The sequence below is a fragment of the Candidatus Eisenbacteria bacterium genome, assembly GCA_035577985.1.
GTDB lineage: Bacteria > Desulfobacterota > Binatia > DP-6 > DP-6 > DATJZY01.
Genome location: DATJZY010000113.1, coordinates 1 through 16,423 on the forward strand (window position 1 = coordinate 1; position 16,423 = coordinate 16,423).

General features: G+C 71.6%; 18 protein-coding genes. 11 read left to right on the forward strand and 7 right to left on the reverse strand.

Annotation, left to right across the window (positions count from 1 at the left end; all coding sequences use genetic code 11):
* From VMS22_15785 to VMS22_15795, 3 genes are all read left to right on the forward strand, one after another.
* A partial coding sequence (locus VMS22_15785; GenBank protein ID HXJ35494.1) for a hypothetical protein occupies positions 1-198 on the forward strand: 198 nt, incomplete at its 5' end.
* A gap of 62 nt (positions 199-260) precedes the next feature.
* Positions 261-917, forward strand: coding sequence for a TetR/AcrR family transcriptional regulator (locus VMS22_15790; protein HXJ35495.1), 657 nt, complete (start codon positions 261-263; stop codon positions 915-917).
* A gap of 10 nt (positions 918-927) precedes the next feature.
* Positions 928-2,001: a ferritin-like domain-containing protein gene (locus VMS22_15795; GenBank protein HXJ35496.1), complete on the forward strand. Its 1,074-nt coding sequence runs from the start codon at positions 928-930 to the stop codon at positions 1,999-2,001.
* 111 nt (positions 2,002-2,112) lie between these two features.
* On the opposite strand, the gene VMS22_15800 is transcribed toward VMS22_15795, so the two are convergent.
* Genes VMS22_15800 through VMS22_15810 form a run of 3 tightly spaced genes read right to left on the reverse strand, consistent with a single transcriptional unit; the run spans position 2,113 to position 4,740 of the window.
* Positions 2,113-2,910: an enoyl-CoA hydratase-related protein gene (locus VMS22_15800; protein ID HXJ35497.1), complete on the reverse strand. Its 798-nt coding sequence runs from the start codon at positions 2,908-2,910 to the stop codon at positions 2,113-2,115.
* 4 nt (positions 2,911-2,914) lie between these two features.
* Positions 2,915-3,787, reverse strand: coding sequence for a rhomboid family intramembrane serine protease (locus tag VMS22_15805; GenBank protein HXJ35498.1), 873 nt, complete (start codon positions 3,785-3,787; stop codon positions 2,915-2,917).
* Between the two features lie 11 nt (positions 3,788-3,798).
* Positions 3,799-4,740 carry a hypothetical protein gene (locus VMS22_15810; protein HXJ35499.1) on the reverse strand — a complete coding sequence of 314 codons (942 nt, stop codon included), beginning with the start codon at positions 4,738-4,740 and terminating at the stop codon, positions 3,799-3,801.
* Positions 4,741-5,261: 521 nt separating this feature from the next.
* Here VMS22_15810 and VMS22_15815 point away from each other — a divergent pair.
* Complete coding sequence (locus VMS22_15815) at positions 5,262-5,411, forward strand: hypothetical protein (protein HXJ35500.1); 150 nt, start codon at positions 5,262-5,264, stop codon at positions 5,409-5,411.
* Position 5,412: 1 nt separating this feature from the next.
* Here the strand turns inward: VMS22_15815 and VMS22_15820 are convergent, their stop codons facing one another.
* Entirely contained in the window at positions 5,413-6,708 is a 1,296-nt protein-coding gene (locus tag VMS22_15820) for an alpha/beta hydrolase (GenBank protein HXJ35501.1), read from the reverse strand.
* Positions 6,709-6,795: 87 nt separating this feature from the next.
* On the opposite strand from VMS22_15820, the gene VMS22_15825 reads away from it, so the two are divergent.
* Entirely contained in the window at positions 6,796-7,224 is a 429-nt protein-coding gene (locus tag VMS22_15825; protein HXJ35502.1) for a hypothetical protein, read from the forward strand.
* Between the two features lie 4 nt (positions 7,225-7,228).
* Here VMS22_15825 and bcp read toward each other — a convergent pair whose 3' ends face one another.
* Positions 7,229-7,699: a thioredoxin-dependent thiol peroxidase gene (gene bcp, locus VMS22_15830; protein HXJ35503.1), complete on the reverse strand. Its 471-nt coding sequence runs from the start codon at positions 7,697-7,699 to the stop codon at positions 7,229-7,231.
* 102 nt (positions 7,700-7,801) lie between these two features.
* Between bcp and VMS22_15835 the strand changes: the two genes are divergently transcribed.
* Genes VMS22_15835 through VMS22_15860 form a run of 6 tightly spaced genes read left to right on the forward strand, consistent with a single transcriptional unit; the run spans position 7,802 to position 12,891 of the window.
* A complete protein-coding gene (locus VMS22_15835; protein HXJ35504.1) occupies positions 7,802-8,005 on the forward strand; it encodes a hypothetical protein in 204 nt (67 codons plus the stop codon).
* A gap of 33 nt (positions 8,006-8,038) precedes the next feature.
* Positions 8,039-8,980 carry an ABC transporter ATP-binding protein gene (locus VMS22_15840; GenBank protein HXJ35505.1) on the forward strand — a complete coding sequence of 314 codons (942 nt, stop codon included), beginning with the start codon at positions 8,039-8,041 and terminating at the stop codon, positions 8,978-8,980.
* Positions 8,980-10,539 (forward strand): ABC transporter permease, encoded by a 1,560-nt coding sequence (locus tag VMS22_15845; GenBank protein HXJ35506.1) that lies wholly within the window; start codon positions 8,980-8,982, stop codon positions 10,537-10,539. Before VMS22_15840 ends, VMS22_15845 begins: the two co-directional genes overlap by 1 nt.
* 55 nt (positions 10,540-10,594) lie before the next feature.
* Positions 10,595-11,413, forward strand: coding sequence for a hypothetical protein (locus VMS22_15850; GenBank protein HXJ35507.1), 819 nt, complete (start codon positions 10,595-10,597; stop codon positions 11,411-11,413).
* Between the two features lie 2 nt (positions 11,414-11,415).
* Positions 11,416-11,685, forward strand: coding sequence for a hypothetical protein (locus VMS22_15855; GenBank protein HXJ35508.1), 270 nt, complete (start codon positions 11,416-11,418; stop codon positions 11,683-11,685).
* 54 nt (positions 11,686-11,739) lie between these two features.
* Complete coding sequence (locus VMS22_15860; protein HXJ35509.1) at positions 11,740-12,891, forward strand: amidohydrolase family protein; 1,152 nt, start codon at positions 11,740-11,742, stop codon at positions 12,889-12,891.
* A gap of 35 nt (positions 12,892-12,926) precedes the next feature.
* On the opposite strand, the gene VMS22_15865 is transcribed toward VMS22_15860, so the two are convergent.
* Positions 12,927-15,101, reverse strand: coding sequence for an FdhF/YdeP family oxidoreductase (locus tag VMS22_15865; GenBank protein ID HXJ35510.1), 2,175 nt, complete (start codon positions 15,099-15,101; stop codon positions 12,927-12,929).
* A 6-nt stretch (positions 15,102-15,107) separates the two neighbouring features.
* Complete coding sequence (locus tag VMS22_15870) at positions 15,108-16,355, reverse strand: CaiB/BaiF CoA-transferase family protein (GenBank protein HXJ35511.1); 1,248 nt, start codon at positions 16,353-16,355, stop codon at positions 15,108-15,110.
* Between the last annotated feature and the right edge of the window lie 68 nt (positions 16,356-16,423).

Genomic DNA, 16,423 nt, shown 5'->3' on the forward strand with positions numbered 1-16,423 from the left:
GTGGGTGCCGCCGCAGGAGCGATCGGTGGAGATGCGGGCAAGGGCGCTGCAGCCGGGGCGGCGGCCGGAACCGTCGCCGGCGGCATGAGGAAGCGGCAGGCAGGAAGAGAACAGCAGGCAGCCACCAGCCAGGGTCAGGCCGCCTACGGCAGAGCGTTGGCCGCCTGCATGCAGGGGAAGGGCTACAGCGTCCACTGATTGCGAAGGCCCTGGTTGACACCCGACCGATCGGTCGGTTACATGAGACCGATCGGACGGGCATGACGAACGCTGCCGCATCCTCCCGGCCTTCGCGCGACAAGATCCTCGACTGCGCCGAGCAGCTCTTCGCGCGTCGCGGCTTCGCCGGCATCGGGCTCTCCGAGGTGGCCGAGCAGGTGGGACTGTCGAAGTCCTCCCTGTTCCACCACTTCTCGAGCAAGGCCCAGCTCTACGCCGCGGTCATGGCGCGCATCATGGACCGCATCGAGACCGAGCTCATGCGCTCGCTCTCGCTCGGCGGCACGCCGGTCGAGCGGCTCGATCGTTGGCTCGACCTCGTCATCGACGTGCTCGCGAAGCACCCGACCTACGCGCGGCTCCTCCTGCGGTCGCTGTTCGAGGACGACGAGCTGACCGGCGAGCTGCCCGAGGAGCAGACCGTCAACGCGACGATTCGTCGCGTCGTCGGCGCGGCGGAACGTCTCTTGAAGGAGGGCATGGAGAGCGGCGCCTTCCGTCCCGCCAACGCCCCCCACACCGTGCAGACCATCATCGGCGCCACCGTGTATCACTTCGCCTCCGGCGAATTCGGTGAAGAGCTGATCGGGCGGCCCCTCTTCTCGGGGAGCGAGGTGCGCCGTCGCAAGCAGGAGGTCAAGGCGCTCATCCGCCACGGCCTCGTCGTGTCTCCCCTCCATGTCGCGACCCGCAAGTGAGGATCGAACCATGAGGACACTGCTACCCGACAACCGCCGTCAGATCGGATCCTTCGAAGTCGTCGACTTCGTCGACGAGCAGCAGATCCAGCGCCTGCGCACCCAGCTCGACGTCGAGGTACCGCTCGAGCTGCACTGGACGTGGGAGTACGGCAGCGAGGTCGAGGAGCTCCGCTCGCTCTACGAGCGCGGCAAGAAGGGCCAGTGGAACGCCGAAGAGGACGTCGACTGGTCGATCCCGTTGCCGCGCGAGGAGTGGTTCATGGTGAAGGAGGGCGGCGCGCTCATGCCGTCGATCCTCGCCACCATGGAGGCCGACGACGCGACCTGCCGGGCGGCGGCGTGGGACGAGTTCTCACACCTGATCTCGCAGCTCCTGCACGGCGAGCAGGCGGCGCTCCAGCTCTGCGGCCAGCTCGTGAACACCTGCCCCACCATGGACCAGAAGTGGTACGCCGGCTCGCAGGTGATCGACGAGGTGCGCCACGTCGAGGTGTTCGCGAAGTTCCTGCAGCGCAAGATGGGTGTCATCCACCCGATCGATCCGACCTTGAAGGTGCTGCTCGACAAGCTCCTCGAGGCGCCGACGTGGAAGCTGAAGGTGCTCGGCATGCAGACCCTGTTCGAGGGCATGGCGGTCGGGATCATGGACATCGTGAAGCGCGCCAACACGAGCCCCCTCATCGAGGACATCATCACCCGCGTCCACCAGGACGAGGCGCGTCACGCCGCCTTCGGAATCCTCTCCATGCGCCGCATCGTGAAGGAGTCGACCGAGGAGGAACGCGCCGCGATGGAGGACTTCGCGTTCGAGGTCCTCGAGACCCTCAATGCGAACCAGCAGCTCGACATGCTGCGCCGGTTCGGGCCGAAGTACGGCCTCGAGCCCGACGCCGTCGTGCAGAGCATGCACTCGCTCGAGCAGTGGGGGTTCCTCAACAGCGAGCCCTTCATGCACACCGTGATGCCGAACCTGATGCGCCTCGGCCTCATCACCGAGCGCACCGAGGAGAAGTATCGCGCGCGCGGCATCCTGTTCGGCGAGCACTTGGCCCAGCGCGGCGCGCTCCCGATCGTCAACTAGGAAAGCCGACCCAAGACTCCGTCTTGGGTCGGAGAGGGTCGAGCGTCGGTGGCACGCGCGTACCCGGACGCCACACTCTCGGCCCCGGCCCAAGACGCAGTCTTGGGCCGGCTATGTGTCCCCGAACGTCGGCGGGCGCTTCTGGAGGAAGGCCGTGATGCCCTCGCGGAAGTCGCTCGTCTGCGCGGCGAGGATCTGGTTGCGGTCCTCCATCGCGACGGCCGCCTCGAGCGACGGTGCGTCGATCGAGAACTTCAGGCACTCCTTGGTGAGGCGGAGGCCGATCGGCGAGTTCCGCAGCATGTCCTGCGCCATCGCGCGCGCCGCCGACTCGAGCTCGCCGTCGGGGACGACGCGCGACACGAGCCCTGTCCGCTCGGCGCGGGCGGCGTCGATGAAGTTGCCGGTGAGCAGCAGCTCGGAGGCGATCGACGCTCCCACCAGGCGCGGCAGGAAGTAGCTGACGCCCACGTCGCAGGCCGATAGGCCGATGCGGATGAAGGCGGCGTTCATGCGCGCCGACTCGCCCGCGATGCGCACGTCGGCCGCGAGGGCGAGCGCGAAGCCGCCGCCGCACGCGGCACCGTGCACCGCCGCGATGATCGGCTGCGGGGCGCGGCGCATGAGCATCGCGAGCTCGCTGACGGCGCGCTGGGCTCGCAGGCCGCCCTGCACGGAGCCGCCGGCGCCCTCCCCTCCCGTGTTCTCCTTCAGGTCCAGGCCGGCGCAGAACGCGCGACCGGCGCCGCGCAGCACCAGCACGCGCGCCTCGCGGTCGTCGTGCAGCTTCCAGAAGAAGTCGCCGAGCTCGCGGATGAGGGTCGTGCTCATCGCGTTCAGCGAGTTCGGGCGATCGAGCGTCAGCCAGGTGAGGTGGTCTTCGCGATCGACGCGCAGGGTCTCGTACATGTCCCTACCTCCGAGGAATCGTGCCGAGGGCGAGCAGCCACGCGCCGGCGACCGTCGCCAGCGCCGCGCCGCCGAGCCATTGCTGTACGCGGCGGCCCGGCGGATCGCCCTGCATCACCGCAACCGCGAGACCGAGACCAATCCCGATCTGGAACCCGAAGAAGTGGGCCGCGAGGTCGGCGTGCTCGCCCGTGCCGAGAAGCCCGAGCAGCGCCAGCCCGGCGGCGAACGGCACCCACGGACGCCTTCCCGCGCCGCCCGACCGCATGATCGCGAGCCCGGCGAGGATGCCGACGGCGCCGAACACCGCCGTCGACGCCCCGACGCTCGTGTGCGTGCCGGTCCGCAGATACGCGTTGAGCAGATTGCCACCCGCGCCGGCGACGAGGATCAGCATGCCGCCCAGACCGGGCCCGAGCAGCCGGCACACGGCGGTCGCCAGCAGCGCCATCGCAACCACGTTGCCGAGCAGATGCGTCGGATCGGCGTGGAGCGTGAGCGCGGTCACCGTGCGCCACACCTGACCCGAGACGATCGCGCCCGCGTTCGCCTCACCGGCAAGGAACGCCGGGCTCGCGCCGATCCGGTAGCCCGTGAAGGGACGGAACGCGAGCAGCAGCGCCGCGATGAAAAAGCCGGCGCGCGTGGGGCCGTACTCGAACGTGTCGGGAATCGGTGGCGGCGGCGCGTCGGACTCGTACGCCGCGAGCGCGTCGGCGGCGCGTGTCGCGTCCCGCACCGAGACGACGAGCGCCCAGCCCTCCGCGCGCGGGTCGACGCGGCACGACACACCGGCTGCGGAGAGCACGACGGCCCAGTCGTGCGCCTGGCCTTCGTTCGGCGTCATGCGCGCCGTCAGCTCTTCGCCGTCCGCCATCCGCACACAACCTATCTCCGCTCGGAGTCGGGCGCGACCGAAAGCACCAGGACCGACGGCGTGTGGGCGACGAGACGGAGGCCGCTTCGCTCCGGATGGGCGGCGGCCAGGACCCACGCCTGCAGCATGCGCGGCCGGAGCTCGTCGAGGCGAACTACCACGGTCGACAGCCCGGTGGTGTTCCGCAGCGTGGCGAGCGCCGCCGGACCTGGCAGCTGCGTGGCGACCGCCATGCGTTCGGGAAAGCCGGCGGGCCAGTAGCCGCTGTAGCCGTTGAGGATCGGCCTGCCGTGCTGGATCGCGCGGTACGTGGCTCTCGCGTGCAGGCCCGCGGACGCCGCGCCGCGCGGAGGCCAGGCCGGCACGTCGATCGTGGGTCCGGCTCCGCGCAGCGCCTCGATGACCTCCGGGACCTCGACCGGCGCCTCGAAGAGCGGAAAGGTCGCCGGGATGGGTGGATTGCCCCGCATGTACGGGATCCCCCGCGCATTCACGTAGCCGTCGTAGCACGCGAGTCCCGCCAGGAGCGCGAGAACGAGCCCCACCCCGGCAGCGGGCAGCGCCGGTGCCCATCGTCGGACGAGACGCTCGCAGGCAGCGAACGCGAGGCCCACCAGCAGCGCCAGCCCGACGAGCGCCGACACGCCGATCCGCTCGGGCACGCGAAGCGCCTCGTAGATCGGAGTCCAGCGGGCCACGAGCGCCTGCGGAAGCTCGAGAACGTGCCCGTGGACGAGCACGCGCGGCGGCAGAGCGACGACGACGCCCGCGACGACCCAGGCGAGCACGACCGCCCATACCCGCCCCAGGCCCTCGCCCGGACCAACACGCCATGCGGCCAGCCCGCCGATCGCGATCAGGGCGAACGCGGCGAGCGGCACGCTGGTCGGTGCCGTCCAGAGGAGCCAGCCCCAGGGAAGGAGCAGCGGCACCGGCTCGGGGAACGCCCACAACGTCTGCTCGGCGAGGCGAGGGTTCTCGGCACGGACGACCAGGTGTCCCAGAAGAGCAGCAGCACGAACGGGAGCGCGAGCGCCACGGCGGCGAGCGTGCGACGTCCGTGCGCGCGTGTGGACGAGCCCAGGAGCTCGCCACCGCCCAACAGGACGAGCGACCCGAGCAACCCGGCTGCGACGTAGACCCCGGACGCCGACTGGATGGCGACGAGCCCCGCGAGCAGCGCCACGGCGCGTCCGCTCAGCACGGGACGCGTGACCAGCCAGAGCACGAGCGGGAAGTACGGCAGCACGGCGTAGTTCGGCGCGCAGGGCGCGGCCCGCAGCACCCACCGCGTGGTGACGAAGGCGAGGCCGGCTCCCGGACACGTATCCCGCCTGCCGCCTCGATACGCTGCTCGAAGGATGGGCGAGACCTCCGTCGACGGGATCACGTGGACGCCCGCCGCCGGCGAGACGCTCGTCGAGCCGCCACTGCGGAGCGCCGCGAGGGATTCGGAGGATCTCTGGTCGACCTCGTGATTCCGGCCGAGTCGCGGCAGCACTTCCGCTTCGTGCGACCTGCCGTCGGGACGGGGATCATGGCGATCGGGTGGTGGCCGCACTGGGGCGTCCACGAGATCGAGCTGTACGAGACCGCTGCGGGCGCCGGGCCGACGCCCGGGTGAGTCACGCGCTGGCGCGCGTCCCTTCCGTCGTGCCGTGCTCGGCCAGGTACTGGCTGTAGAGCCAGGCGAGGAAGCGCTCGACGCCGTGCACGACGAACGTGGTGCGCAGCGACGGGAAGAGCTCGAATGCGTGCTGCGCACCGGGGATCTCCGCGTACACCACCGGCGCGCGCAGCGCCCCGCGCAGCGTCTCGGTGAACCGCCGCGCCTCGGCGACCGGCACGAGCGTGTCGCGATCGCCGTGGATGACGAAGAACGGGGGCGCGCCCTCGTGCACGCGGCTCATCGGCGACGCCTTCTCGTACGCGTCGCGCGCGTGGGCGAGCTTCGCCTTCATGACGTAGCGCGCGAGAAGCTTCCCCAGCCCGGGATTGCGGTAGTGCCCGTGACGATCGGTGAAATCGTACACGCCGTAGAACGCGACGCAGCCGCGGACGCTGGTGTCGATCGCCTCGAAGCCCGGCTGGTACTCCGGATCGTTCGCGGTGAGCGCCACGAGCGAGGACAGGTGCCCGCCTGCCGAGCCGCCGGTGACGACGAGGAAGTCCGGGTTGGCGCCGTACTCGGCGCCGTGCTCGCGGATCCAGCGGATCGCGTGCTTCACGTCGACCAGCGGCTCGGGGAAGGTCGCACGCGGCGACAGACGGTAGTCGACGCTGACGCACACCCAGCCGCGCGCCGCGAGGTGGAGCATCAGCGGAACGCCCTGCTCGTTCTTGCTGCCGACCATCCATCCGCCGCCGTGGACCTGGAGCAGCGTCGGACACCCGCTCGGACGGTCGCGATGTCGATAGACGTCGAGGTGGAGGCCGAGGTTCCCCACGCGGTGATACTCGACGTCGCGGATGCGCTCGACCGACGCATGGCGCATCGGGAACGGCAGCGCGATCTGCCACCAGTCGACGGCGGGCGCGAACTGCTCGCGCACGGCGGGGAGGATCCGCTCCACGTAGTCGCCGCCGAGCGCGGTCGTGAGCGCGGTCTCGACGACGCCCTCTGCGGCGCGCGCCTTCACGTAGCAGCGCGCGAGGCCGATCCACGACACGAGCGTCAGCCCCAGGGCCACCCAGCCGGGCCATGCGGTGAGCGCGCCCGCCCACACGAACACGAGCGTCATCGCCGCCTGCCAGGCGATGTGGTGGAACGCGAGCTCGGTCGTGAGCCACCCCGCGAAGAACGATCCGAGCGCCATCGGCGCCGGCCAGTTGATGGGGCGATACGCGTTGAACGTGAACCAGGCGCCGACCACGGCCGCGACGAGGAACAGCCAGGGCGCCCAGGCCTGGAGCAGCAGCATCGGGTAGTCGATACGCCATCCGGTACGGCCCCGGTCAAGCGGCGGCTCGTTTGCCGGCCACCCCGCGCACCTGCCATGAAGCCGCACATGCGAACCGCACTCGTCGCGACGGCGATCGTGACCGCCCTGCTCGTCGGCCACCCCGTCCGCGCCGCCGACTGGACGCCCCAGGCGTGGACGAACGAATCCACGGTCGAGCTTCGCACCACGGACCCGGGCCAGGAGCCGCACTGGTTCCCCGTGTGGCTCGTCGTGATCGACGGCCAGCTCTACGTGCGTCTCGGATCGCGCGCCGCGGGCCGCTTCGATCGCAACGTCAGCAAGCCCGTGATCGGCGTTCGCATCGCCGGCAAGACGTTCGAGCAGGTCCGCGGCGTCCAGGCGCCCGACATGGTGGAGAAGGTGGCCGCCGCGATGGGGCAGAAGTACTGGAGCGACCTCTTCGTCGCGTACATGAGCCACCCGTACACGCTCCGCCTCGAGCCGGTCCCGGGCGCGAGCGGCGACGGGTTGTAACAGGCTAGAGCTCGCCCTTCAGCTGCTCCAGCACCTGGCTCGGGTGGTCTTCGGCCTTGGCCACCCTTCTCCAGTGCCTGCGCACCTTGCCGTCGGGACCGATCCAGACGGTGGAGCGGATGACCCCGATCACCTTCTTGCCGTACATAGTCTTCTCGCCGTACGCGCCGTAGCTCGCCATCATCTTCCTGTCGGGATCGGACAGGAGCGGGAACGGCAGCTTGTACTTGGCGCGGAACTTCTGGTGGGACGCCGCACCGTCGCCCGAAACGCCGACCACCGCGACGCCGAGCTTCTGGAGCGTCTTCCAGTCGTCGCGGAAGCCGCACGCCTCCTTCGTGCACCCGGGCGTGTCGTCCTTCGGATAAAAGTAGAGGACGAGATGCTTCCCGGCGAAGTCGCCGAGCGAGACTTTCTTCCCGTCCTGATCGGGTAGCGAAAACGCGGGGGCCTTCTTGCCTTCTTCGATCGCCATGGCGAGTGCTGATTCCACTCGCGCAGGACTCCGTCAAGGCGATGTGCCCGGCGAGCGCGACCTCGAACGTGCGCCGCCAGCCGATATCCTCGAATCGTGGCCATGGCGGCAGCGAGACCCCATCGACTCGCGGTCTCCTCCGCGGCCGGCGCGGCCGGCGGGGGACTCTCGGGTTGGATCGTCGGCGTCTCCGGCGGCGCCGGTCCGCTCGCCCTCGCGCTCGTCCTCGTGGGGACGGCGCTCGGCGCGTTGCTCGGCGCGCTGACGCCGCTCCTGTGGCGCTGGATCGACACGCACCCGCGTTGACAGGTCGGCGGTCGCCGGTCATCGATGGGCGAGATGACGCTCGTCGAGGTCCGTGGCCTCCGGCTCGCGCTCGGCGGCCGCACGATCCTCGACGACGTGAGCTTCGCCATCTCGGCCGGCGAGGTCGTGGGCCTTCTCGGACCGAACGGGGCGGGCAAGACGACCACGCTGTCGGTGCTCTCGACCCTGCGGCGCCCCGACGCCGGCATGGTGGCGGTCGCCGGCCACTCGGTTTCGGACGCGCCGTCGGCGGTGCGGAGCGCGCTCGGCGTCGTCCCGCAGTCGATCGCGCTCTATCCGTCCCTCTCGGCGCGCGAGAATCTCTGGTTCTTCGCGCGTGCCGCCCGCCTGGGCGGCGGCGCCGCGCGCGCGGCGGTCGATCGCGCGCTCGTCCTGGTCGGCCTCGAGGACCGCGCGGCCGACGTGGTGGCGACGTTCTCGGGCGGCATGCAGCGGCGCCTCAACCTCGCGTGCGGGCTCCTGCACGCGCCCCGCGTGGTGCTCCTGGACGAGGCGACGGTCGGCGTCGATCCGCAGTCGCGCGAGCGGATCCTCGACGCCGTCCGCGGCGAGGCGACGCGCGGCGCGGCCGTCCTCTTCAGCACGCACCTGCTCGAGGAAGCCGAGCGCGTCTGCGATCGCGTCGTGCTGCTGGACCACGGGCGGGTGATCGCCTCCGGAACGCCGGCGGCGCTCGTGCACGAGCTGGGCGAGGGCCTGCGGCTGACGCTCGTCACGCGCGAACCGCTGCCGGCGGGATGGCTCGACGGCGCTGGCGCCGGGTCCGCCGCGGGTGCGCCGGTCGTGACGCCGCGCGGTCACGAGGCGCTGGTGACGCTCGCGACCCTCGCCGACGCCGCGCTCGTGCTCGAGCGCGCGACCGCCGTGGGCGGCGACGTGCTGGAGTTCCACCTCCACCAGACGGATCTCCAGGACGTCTTCCTGCGCCTCACGGGCCGCGAGCTGCGCGACTGATGGGTGCGCTCGGACCCCTGTTCGCGAAGGATCTGCGCCTGCTCTGGCGCGATCGCGCCGGGCTCTTCTTCCTCATGATCGCGCCCATGGTCGTGATCGCCGTCGCGGGCTTCTCGCTCGCGAACCTCTACGGCGCCGACCCGAGCGGGCAGACGGCCTACGAGCTGCCGTTCGTCGACGAGGACGGCGGCGCGCTCGGCCGCACCATCCGCGAGCGGCTCGCGAACGAGACCTCGGTGCGGCTCGAGCCGGTCGCCACACGCGCCGAGGCCCAGGACCTCGTCCGCCGCAAGCGCGCCGGCTCGGCCCTGGTCGTCCCCGCGGGCACCGCGGCGGCGCTCGACCGGGGCGAGCCCGCCCGGCTCGTCCTCTACGTCGATACGGTCAAGTACCTCGAGCGCCTGAACGTGCGCGCCAAGCTCTCCGAGCTGCGCGAGGGGCTGGCGCGCGAACGCGCGACGCGGCTCGCCGACGACGCGCGCGCCGAGCGCGAGCGGGTGGCGCGGCAGCTCGGCGAGCTGCGCAGCCGGACGCTGCGCGCGCGCGACGAGATCGAAGCGGCCTGGAACGACGCCGCCAAGCGACGGCGTGGCGCCGAGGCGTCGATCGCTCGCGCACGCGACGACGTGGCGCACGCGCTCGATGCTCGCCTCGCGCCGCTCCGCGCCTACCTCGAGCAGCTCGCGGGGAAGCGCCGGGCCCTCGAAGACTGGCTCGCGGAGCTGCGCCGGCTCGCGGGAAGTCGCGCCGACGCGATCCCCCCGCCACCGTCCTTCCCCGACCCGCCGCCGATGGTCTCTGCGGCGGGTGCGCTGCCGAAGCTCGAGATCGAGCTGCCGGCGCTCCCCGCGCTGCCGAAGATCGACGTACCGGACGTCGAGCTGCCGCCTGCGCCCGCCGCCGTGCGCGCCTCGCTCGGCGTCGACGAGGTGAACGTCGGGGGCGGCGCCGTCACCATGAACACCTTCGACCAGAACGTGCCCGGTTTCGCGGTGACCTTCATCCTCCTCGGCATGCTGCTCGGCGTCTCGCTCGGCCTCGTCGACGAGCGCGACTGGGGCACGCTCGATCGGCTGCGCGCCATGCCGGTGTCCTTGACGCAGGTGCTGGTCGCGAAGCTCGGCTCGCGCTTCTGCGTCGGGGTCGCGCAGATGATCGTGCTCCTCGCGGTCGGGTGGCTCTGCTTCGGCGTCTCGCTGGGGCCCGAGCCGTGGGCCCTCGTGCTCCCCACCATCGGGATCGTCTTCGCGGGCGCGGCCTTCGGGCTCGTGGTCGCGGGTACGACGCGGTCGCGCGAGGCCCTGCTGCCCGTCGGATCCATCGTGATCATGACGATGGCCGCCGTCGGCGGCTGCTGGTGGCCCATCGATCTCGAGCCGCGCTGGATGCGGCAGGTGGCGCTCGCGTTTCCCACCACCTGGGCGATGGACGCGTTCAACGACCTCATGATGCGACACCGCCGGCACGAGGCGGCGCTCGTGCCGACGGCGGTGATGCTGACGTACGGGCTCGCGTACCTCGCAGCCGGCGTCGGCCTCTACCGGCGCCGGCTGCGATGAGCGGCGATCCGGCCGCCTGGCGGCGGGCAGGTGCCCGGTGGTAGCGTCCCGCGCCGTGCCGCCCACCATCGGGCTCGACGTCGGCGCGACGCTTTGCAAGCTCGCGGTGCGAGGTCCGACCCTGGCAACGGAGCATCATCCGTCGCGCGACCTCGCACCCGTGCGGGCGCGGCTCGAGACGCTCGGCCCCACGCGGGTCGCCGCGACCGGGGGTGGCGCGATCGGCCTCGGCGCCGAGGTGGCCGGCGTGCCCGTGACGCACGTCCCCGAGTTCGAGGCCTGGGCGCGGGGTGCGCCGATCGTCGCCGCCGACGAGGGGGTCGTGCTGCCCGATCGCTATCTGCTCGTCTCACTCGGAACGGGAACTTCGATCTTGTCGGTCGACGATGGGCACGTCGCCCGCGTCGGCGGCACGGCGCTCGGCGGCGGCACGGTGCTCGGCCTCGGACGGCTCCTGCTCGGCGCCGAGTCGTTTCGCGCGATCGCCGAGCTGGCGTCCCAGGGCGATCGCCGGCGCGTCGATCTCCTGGTCGGCGACGTCTACCGCGACGTCGCGCCCGCCATCGCCGCCGACCTGACGGCGTCGAGCTTCGCGAAGCTCGCGTCGACGCAGCCCGGGGACGTCGCGCACGCGCTCATGGGGCTCGTCGGCGAGAACGTCGCCCTCATCTGCGGTGGGCTCGCGCGCGAGACCCGGATCGACACGGTCGTGTACTGCGGCTCGACGTTGGTGGGGAATCCGGCGCTGCGGGCGATTCTCGGAGAGATCACCGCCCGGTTCGGAAATCGCCCGTTCTTCCTGGCACGCGGCGCCTTTTGCGGCGCGGTCGGCGCGGCCGCGGTTGCGCACGGATCGGACGCGTGTACGCTTTGAGCATGCGCATCATAGCGACGCTCGTCGTGGTGCTCGGGCTCGCGGCGCCGTGTGCTCGAGCGGAAAGCCCGGTGGTCGACGTACCGAAGGAGTCGGCGCGGACGGCGGGGCACGCCGTGCGCGACGGTACGCTCGCGGTCGGCCGCACCGTGCGCGACTTCTTCACGGGCGGGCCGCGTAAGGCCAAGCAGACCTGGAAGGAGAACGCCGCCCGCACCCGCGCCGACGCCCACGCCGACAAAGAGCGCGTCAAGGCCGCTGCCCACGAGTAGGCGACGATCGCGACCGCGTTGACCCGGCCCGAGCGAAGGCGCTAGCACGAGGCCGTGACCGAGCGGATCATCGACGCCGACGGCCACGTCCTCGAGCCGCCGGACGTATGGGCCCGGTACATCGAGCCCGCCTGGCGAGATCGTGCGATCAGAGTCGCGCGCCAGCCGGACGGACGCGATGCGCTCGTCGTCGACGGCCGGCCGGCGCGGCTCACGACGCCGGAGATGCTGGGCGGCTTCGGCGGCATGGGGAAACCCTTCGACGAGCTCGCGGCCGCGTGCCTCTCGGGTCGCTACGCCGAGAACGCGCCGCGTCCCGCGGTCGATCCCGCGGCTCGCATCGCGCTCCTCGATCGCGACGGCATCGCCGCCGCGCTTCTCTACCCGAGCCTCGGCCTGCAGTGGGAAGCCGAGGTGTCGGATCCCGCCTACGCGCTCGCGCACGCGCGCGCGTACAACCGGTGGATCGAGGAGTTCTGCGCCGCAAGCGGCGGCCGGCTCGTACCCGTCGCGCACCTCTCGCTCGGTGATCCGGATGCCGCGGCGACGGAGCTGCGACGCGCGGTTCGCGCCGGGGCACGGGGCGGCTTCCTCCTCCCCTTCACGCTCTCCGGCCTCCCGCACGGGCACCCCGCCCACGATCCGCTGTTCGCCGCGGCGTGCGATCTCGACGTCCCGATCGCGCTGCACACCGGCGTCGATCCGCCATCGCGGTCGCTGCATCACCGGTTCGACGAGCTCACGTGGCCCGAAGCCGTACCGTTTCCCGGCGCGTGGTACCTCCAGGTGATGTTCGCGCAGGCGGTGCAGCAGGCCTTCACGACGTTCTTCCAGTACGCGACCTTCGACCGCTTCCCCGCGCTTCGCCTGGTCGTGTTGGAGTCGGGCGCCGGCTGGCTCGGCTACTGGATGGACCGCATGGACGCCCTCGCGCGCTCGAGCCTGCGCGTGACGATCCCGCTCCGCGAGCCGCCGAGCACCTACGTGCGACGCCAGTGCTGGATCTCGGGCGACCCCGACGAGCGCACGCTCCCGCTCGTCATGCAGCACGTCGGCGCGGACCGCTTCCTGTGGGCGACCGACTACCCGCACAGCGACCACGACGCCGGCTACATGGACGAGCTGCGGGAGCTGGCTGCGACGCTTCCGCCGGACGCCCGCGCGGGCCTGCTCGGAGGAAACGCGGCGCTCCTCTACCGGATGTAGAAGGACGCCTCGGCGCCACGTGCCGGCGACGCGTCCTACACCGGCTCCACGCGTGCCGTCGTCGACTTGAAGACGGGCGTCGCCGAGCGCGGGTCGATCTCGCGCGGGATGAGGACGTTCGCTTCGGGGTAGTACATCGCGAGGTTCCCGGGCGGGAGCGGTGCCAGGCGAACGAGCGCCTCCATGGCGCCGGTCGCGTTCTCGACGCGCACCCGCGCGTCCTTGGCGAGGCCGAGCCGGCGCGCGTCCTCGGCGTTCATCATGACGACGTCGCGGCGCTCGTTGCCGCGATAGAGGTCCTCGTCCTCGTAGACGACGGTGTTGAACTGTCCCTCCGAGCGCAGCGTCATCAACCGGAACTCACCCGGGCCCGGCGCGTACGCCGGGAGCGGCGTCACGCGGCAGCGCGCGCGGCCGTCCGGCGTCGCGAAGCGGGGCTCATGGTGGATGCGCCCGGCAACCCGGAACTCCTCGCGGGTGCGATCGACGTCGCCGATCTTCTCGTAGCCCGGGACCACCTTCGCGATCGCCGCGCGGATTGCGGCGTGATCGGTGAGGGTGCCGAAGTCGACCGGCCCCGGCGGGAGCACCGCCTGCGCGAGCGCGGCGATGATCTCGACCTCCGAGCGCATCTCCGCCGACGCGGCGGGCGCGCCGCCGTCGGACAGCCGCACGAAGTTGAACATGCTCTCCTGCGTCGTGCACTGCCGCTCCTCGTCGCGCGCCAGCGCCGGCAGCACGAGGTGCGTGCGCCCCCGGCCGTGCACGTGGCTCTCGTTCAGCTTGGTCGAGACGTAGACCGTGGTCCCGATCTTGCGGAGAGCCGCACCCGTCCAGGCGCGATCCGGCGTCGCCGAGAAGAGGTTGCCGCCCAGCAGCAGCGCCGCGTCGATCCGTGCCGCCGCGGCCGCTTCGACGCTCGCCAGCGTGTGCATGCCGGGTGTGCCGGGCAGCCGCACGCCGTAGAGCTCGCCCAGGCGCCGCGCGAACTCGGTCTTCAGCGCCGGCGCGACGCCGACCGAGCCGACGCCCTGCACGTTCGAGTGACCCCGGATCGGCAGCAGGCCACAGCCCGGCCGGCCGACCCAGCCGCGCGCGAGCGCCAGGTTGACGATCGCCTGCACGTTGTCGACGCCGTTGCGGTGCTGCGTGATGCCCATCGCCCACGCGAAGATCCCCCGTCGCGCCTTCCCGAGCAGCTCGGCCGCCTGCTCCTCCTGCTCGCGCGGTATGCCGCACGCCTCGCGCAGGGCGCGCGCGTCGTGTGCCATCACCGCGGTGCGTACCGCGTCCCATCCGGTCGTGTGGGCGCCGATGAACGCCTGGTCGACCGCACCCCGCTCGATCACCCGTCGCAACAGCAGCACGAGGAGCGCCACGTCGGATCCCACGTGCGGCTGCAGGTAGAGATCCGACACCTCCGAGCCGAACATCATGCTCCGCCAGTCCGACGGGACCCGGAACCGCACGAGCCCGACCTCGCGGTACGGATTCACGACGATCACCTTCCCGCCGCGCCGCCGCAGCTCGACGAGCTGCGTGATCAGCCGCGGGTGGTTCGAGGCGGGATTGGCACCGACGACGACCGCGAGGTCGGCCTGGCCGAGGTCCTCGAGCGTGACCGTCGCGGTGCCGCTCCCGATCGCTTCGGCGAGCGCGACGCTGGAGGCCTGGTGGCAGTAGTACGAGCAGTTGTTGACGTTGTTCGTCCCGTAGACGCGGGCGAAGCACTGGAGGAGGAATGCCGCCTCGTTGCTGCTGCGTCCCGAGGCGTAGAAGAAGGTGCGGTCGGGGATGGTCGCGGTGAAGGCGCCGGCGGCCATGTGGAGCGCCTCGTCCCATCCGATCCGGCGGAGGTGCGTGTCGCCCTCGCGCCACACGATCGGGAAGCCGATGCGTCCCGCGCGCTCCAGCTCGCGCGATGACCAGCGCTCGAGCGTTGCCAGGTCGTGCGTGCGCAGGAACGTCTCGTCGATCGGCGGCTGCATGTCCGCCGCCTGGGCCTGGATCGACTTCTTGCAGACCTCGGGGAACGAGCCGGCCTCGTTGCGCATGCCGCCTTGCTGGCCGCCCATGCCGACCGCGCACGTCTTGCACGTGTTGTGCGTCGCGAGGCGCCGGCCGACCTGGAGGAGCCCGCCGGCCTCGCGCGCCCTCGCGATGGAGTAGCCGATCGCGGCGAAGCCGCCGCCCGAGCGCCGGGGCCGCATCGTGCGCTAGCCGAGGGCGCCCGCCTGACGCAACGCCGCGATCCGTGCCGCGTCGTACCCGAGGACCCCACGCAGCACCTCGTCGGTGTCGCGGCCGGGCTCGCGAGCCGCGATCGCCGGCACCGGCAGCTCCTCGCCGATCAGCTTCACCGGCGACGGCATCAGATCCGTCCCCGCCTCCCGGTAGGGCCGCAGCGGCAGTCGCGCCTGGAACTGCGGGTCCTTCGTGATCGTCTTCACCGTGTTCGCCGGACAGATGGGGGTGTTCACCTCGAGCCCGAAGGCGATCCACTGGTCGGTCGTGCGCGTCGCGAAGATGGCCGCCAGCTCGCGGCGCAGCGCCATATTGCCGCGCGCGTGGTCCGCGTACTTCGCGCCCGGGTTCTGCGCGAACAGCTCCGGCCGCCCCACGCCCTCGCAGAAGTTCTTCCAGAACTCGCGCTCCGATGCCATGAAGAGGACGAGGCCGTCTTTCGACCGGTAGTACTGGTAGCGGACCGACTCGGTCATGCTGTCGTCGCCGACCGGACGGCGCGGCCCCTTGCCGTCGCCGTCGTTCCCCGTGACCTCGTCCTCGGGACGCTCGTATGCCTTGTTGCCCTCGATGCCGTTCCAGTTGAACGCCGCCGCCGCATCGCTCTGCGCGACCTCGAACCGGCAGCCGGCGCCCGTGGCCCGCGCACGGATGATGGCCGCGCAGATCCCCAGCGCAGCGTAGAGCGGGCCGGCGTTGATGCCGATGGCCGTGTACGACGGCAGCGTCGGCATGCCCTCCGCGTTGAAGGTCGGGCGGGCCACGCCCGCCCAGACGTCGTAGGCGATACCGTGGCTCGGCATGTCCTTGTACGGGCCGGTCATGCCGTAGCCCGAGAGCGTGCAGAAGACGATCTTCGGGTTCACCTTGCGCAGGTCGTCGTAGCCGAGGCCGCGGCGCGCGAGCGCGCCCGGACGCATGCCCTCGATGACGGCGTCGGCACCGCGCGCGAGGTCCATGTACGTGGCGACGCCCTCGGGCGTCCGCAGGTCGAGGATGATGCTCTTCTTGCCGCGATTGAGATGCCAGTGCAGCAGCGAGATGCCATCGACGATCGGGAAGGCCATCTTGCGCACGTAGTCGCCGCCCGGTCCTTCCACCTTGATGATCTCGGCGCCGAGATCGGCGAGCTGCATGCCGACGGCGCCGGGCCCGAGCAGCGCACTCTCGATGATCCGGACGCCGGCGAGCAGACCTGCAGAAGATTTCTCGGTCGTCATGGCGGCTCGCGCTTACCACGGAGCGGCGCGGCGGGCGACACCCGCCGCGGCGCGGCGGGCGACACCCC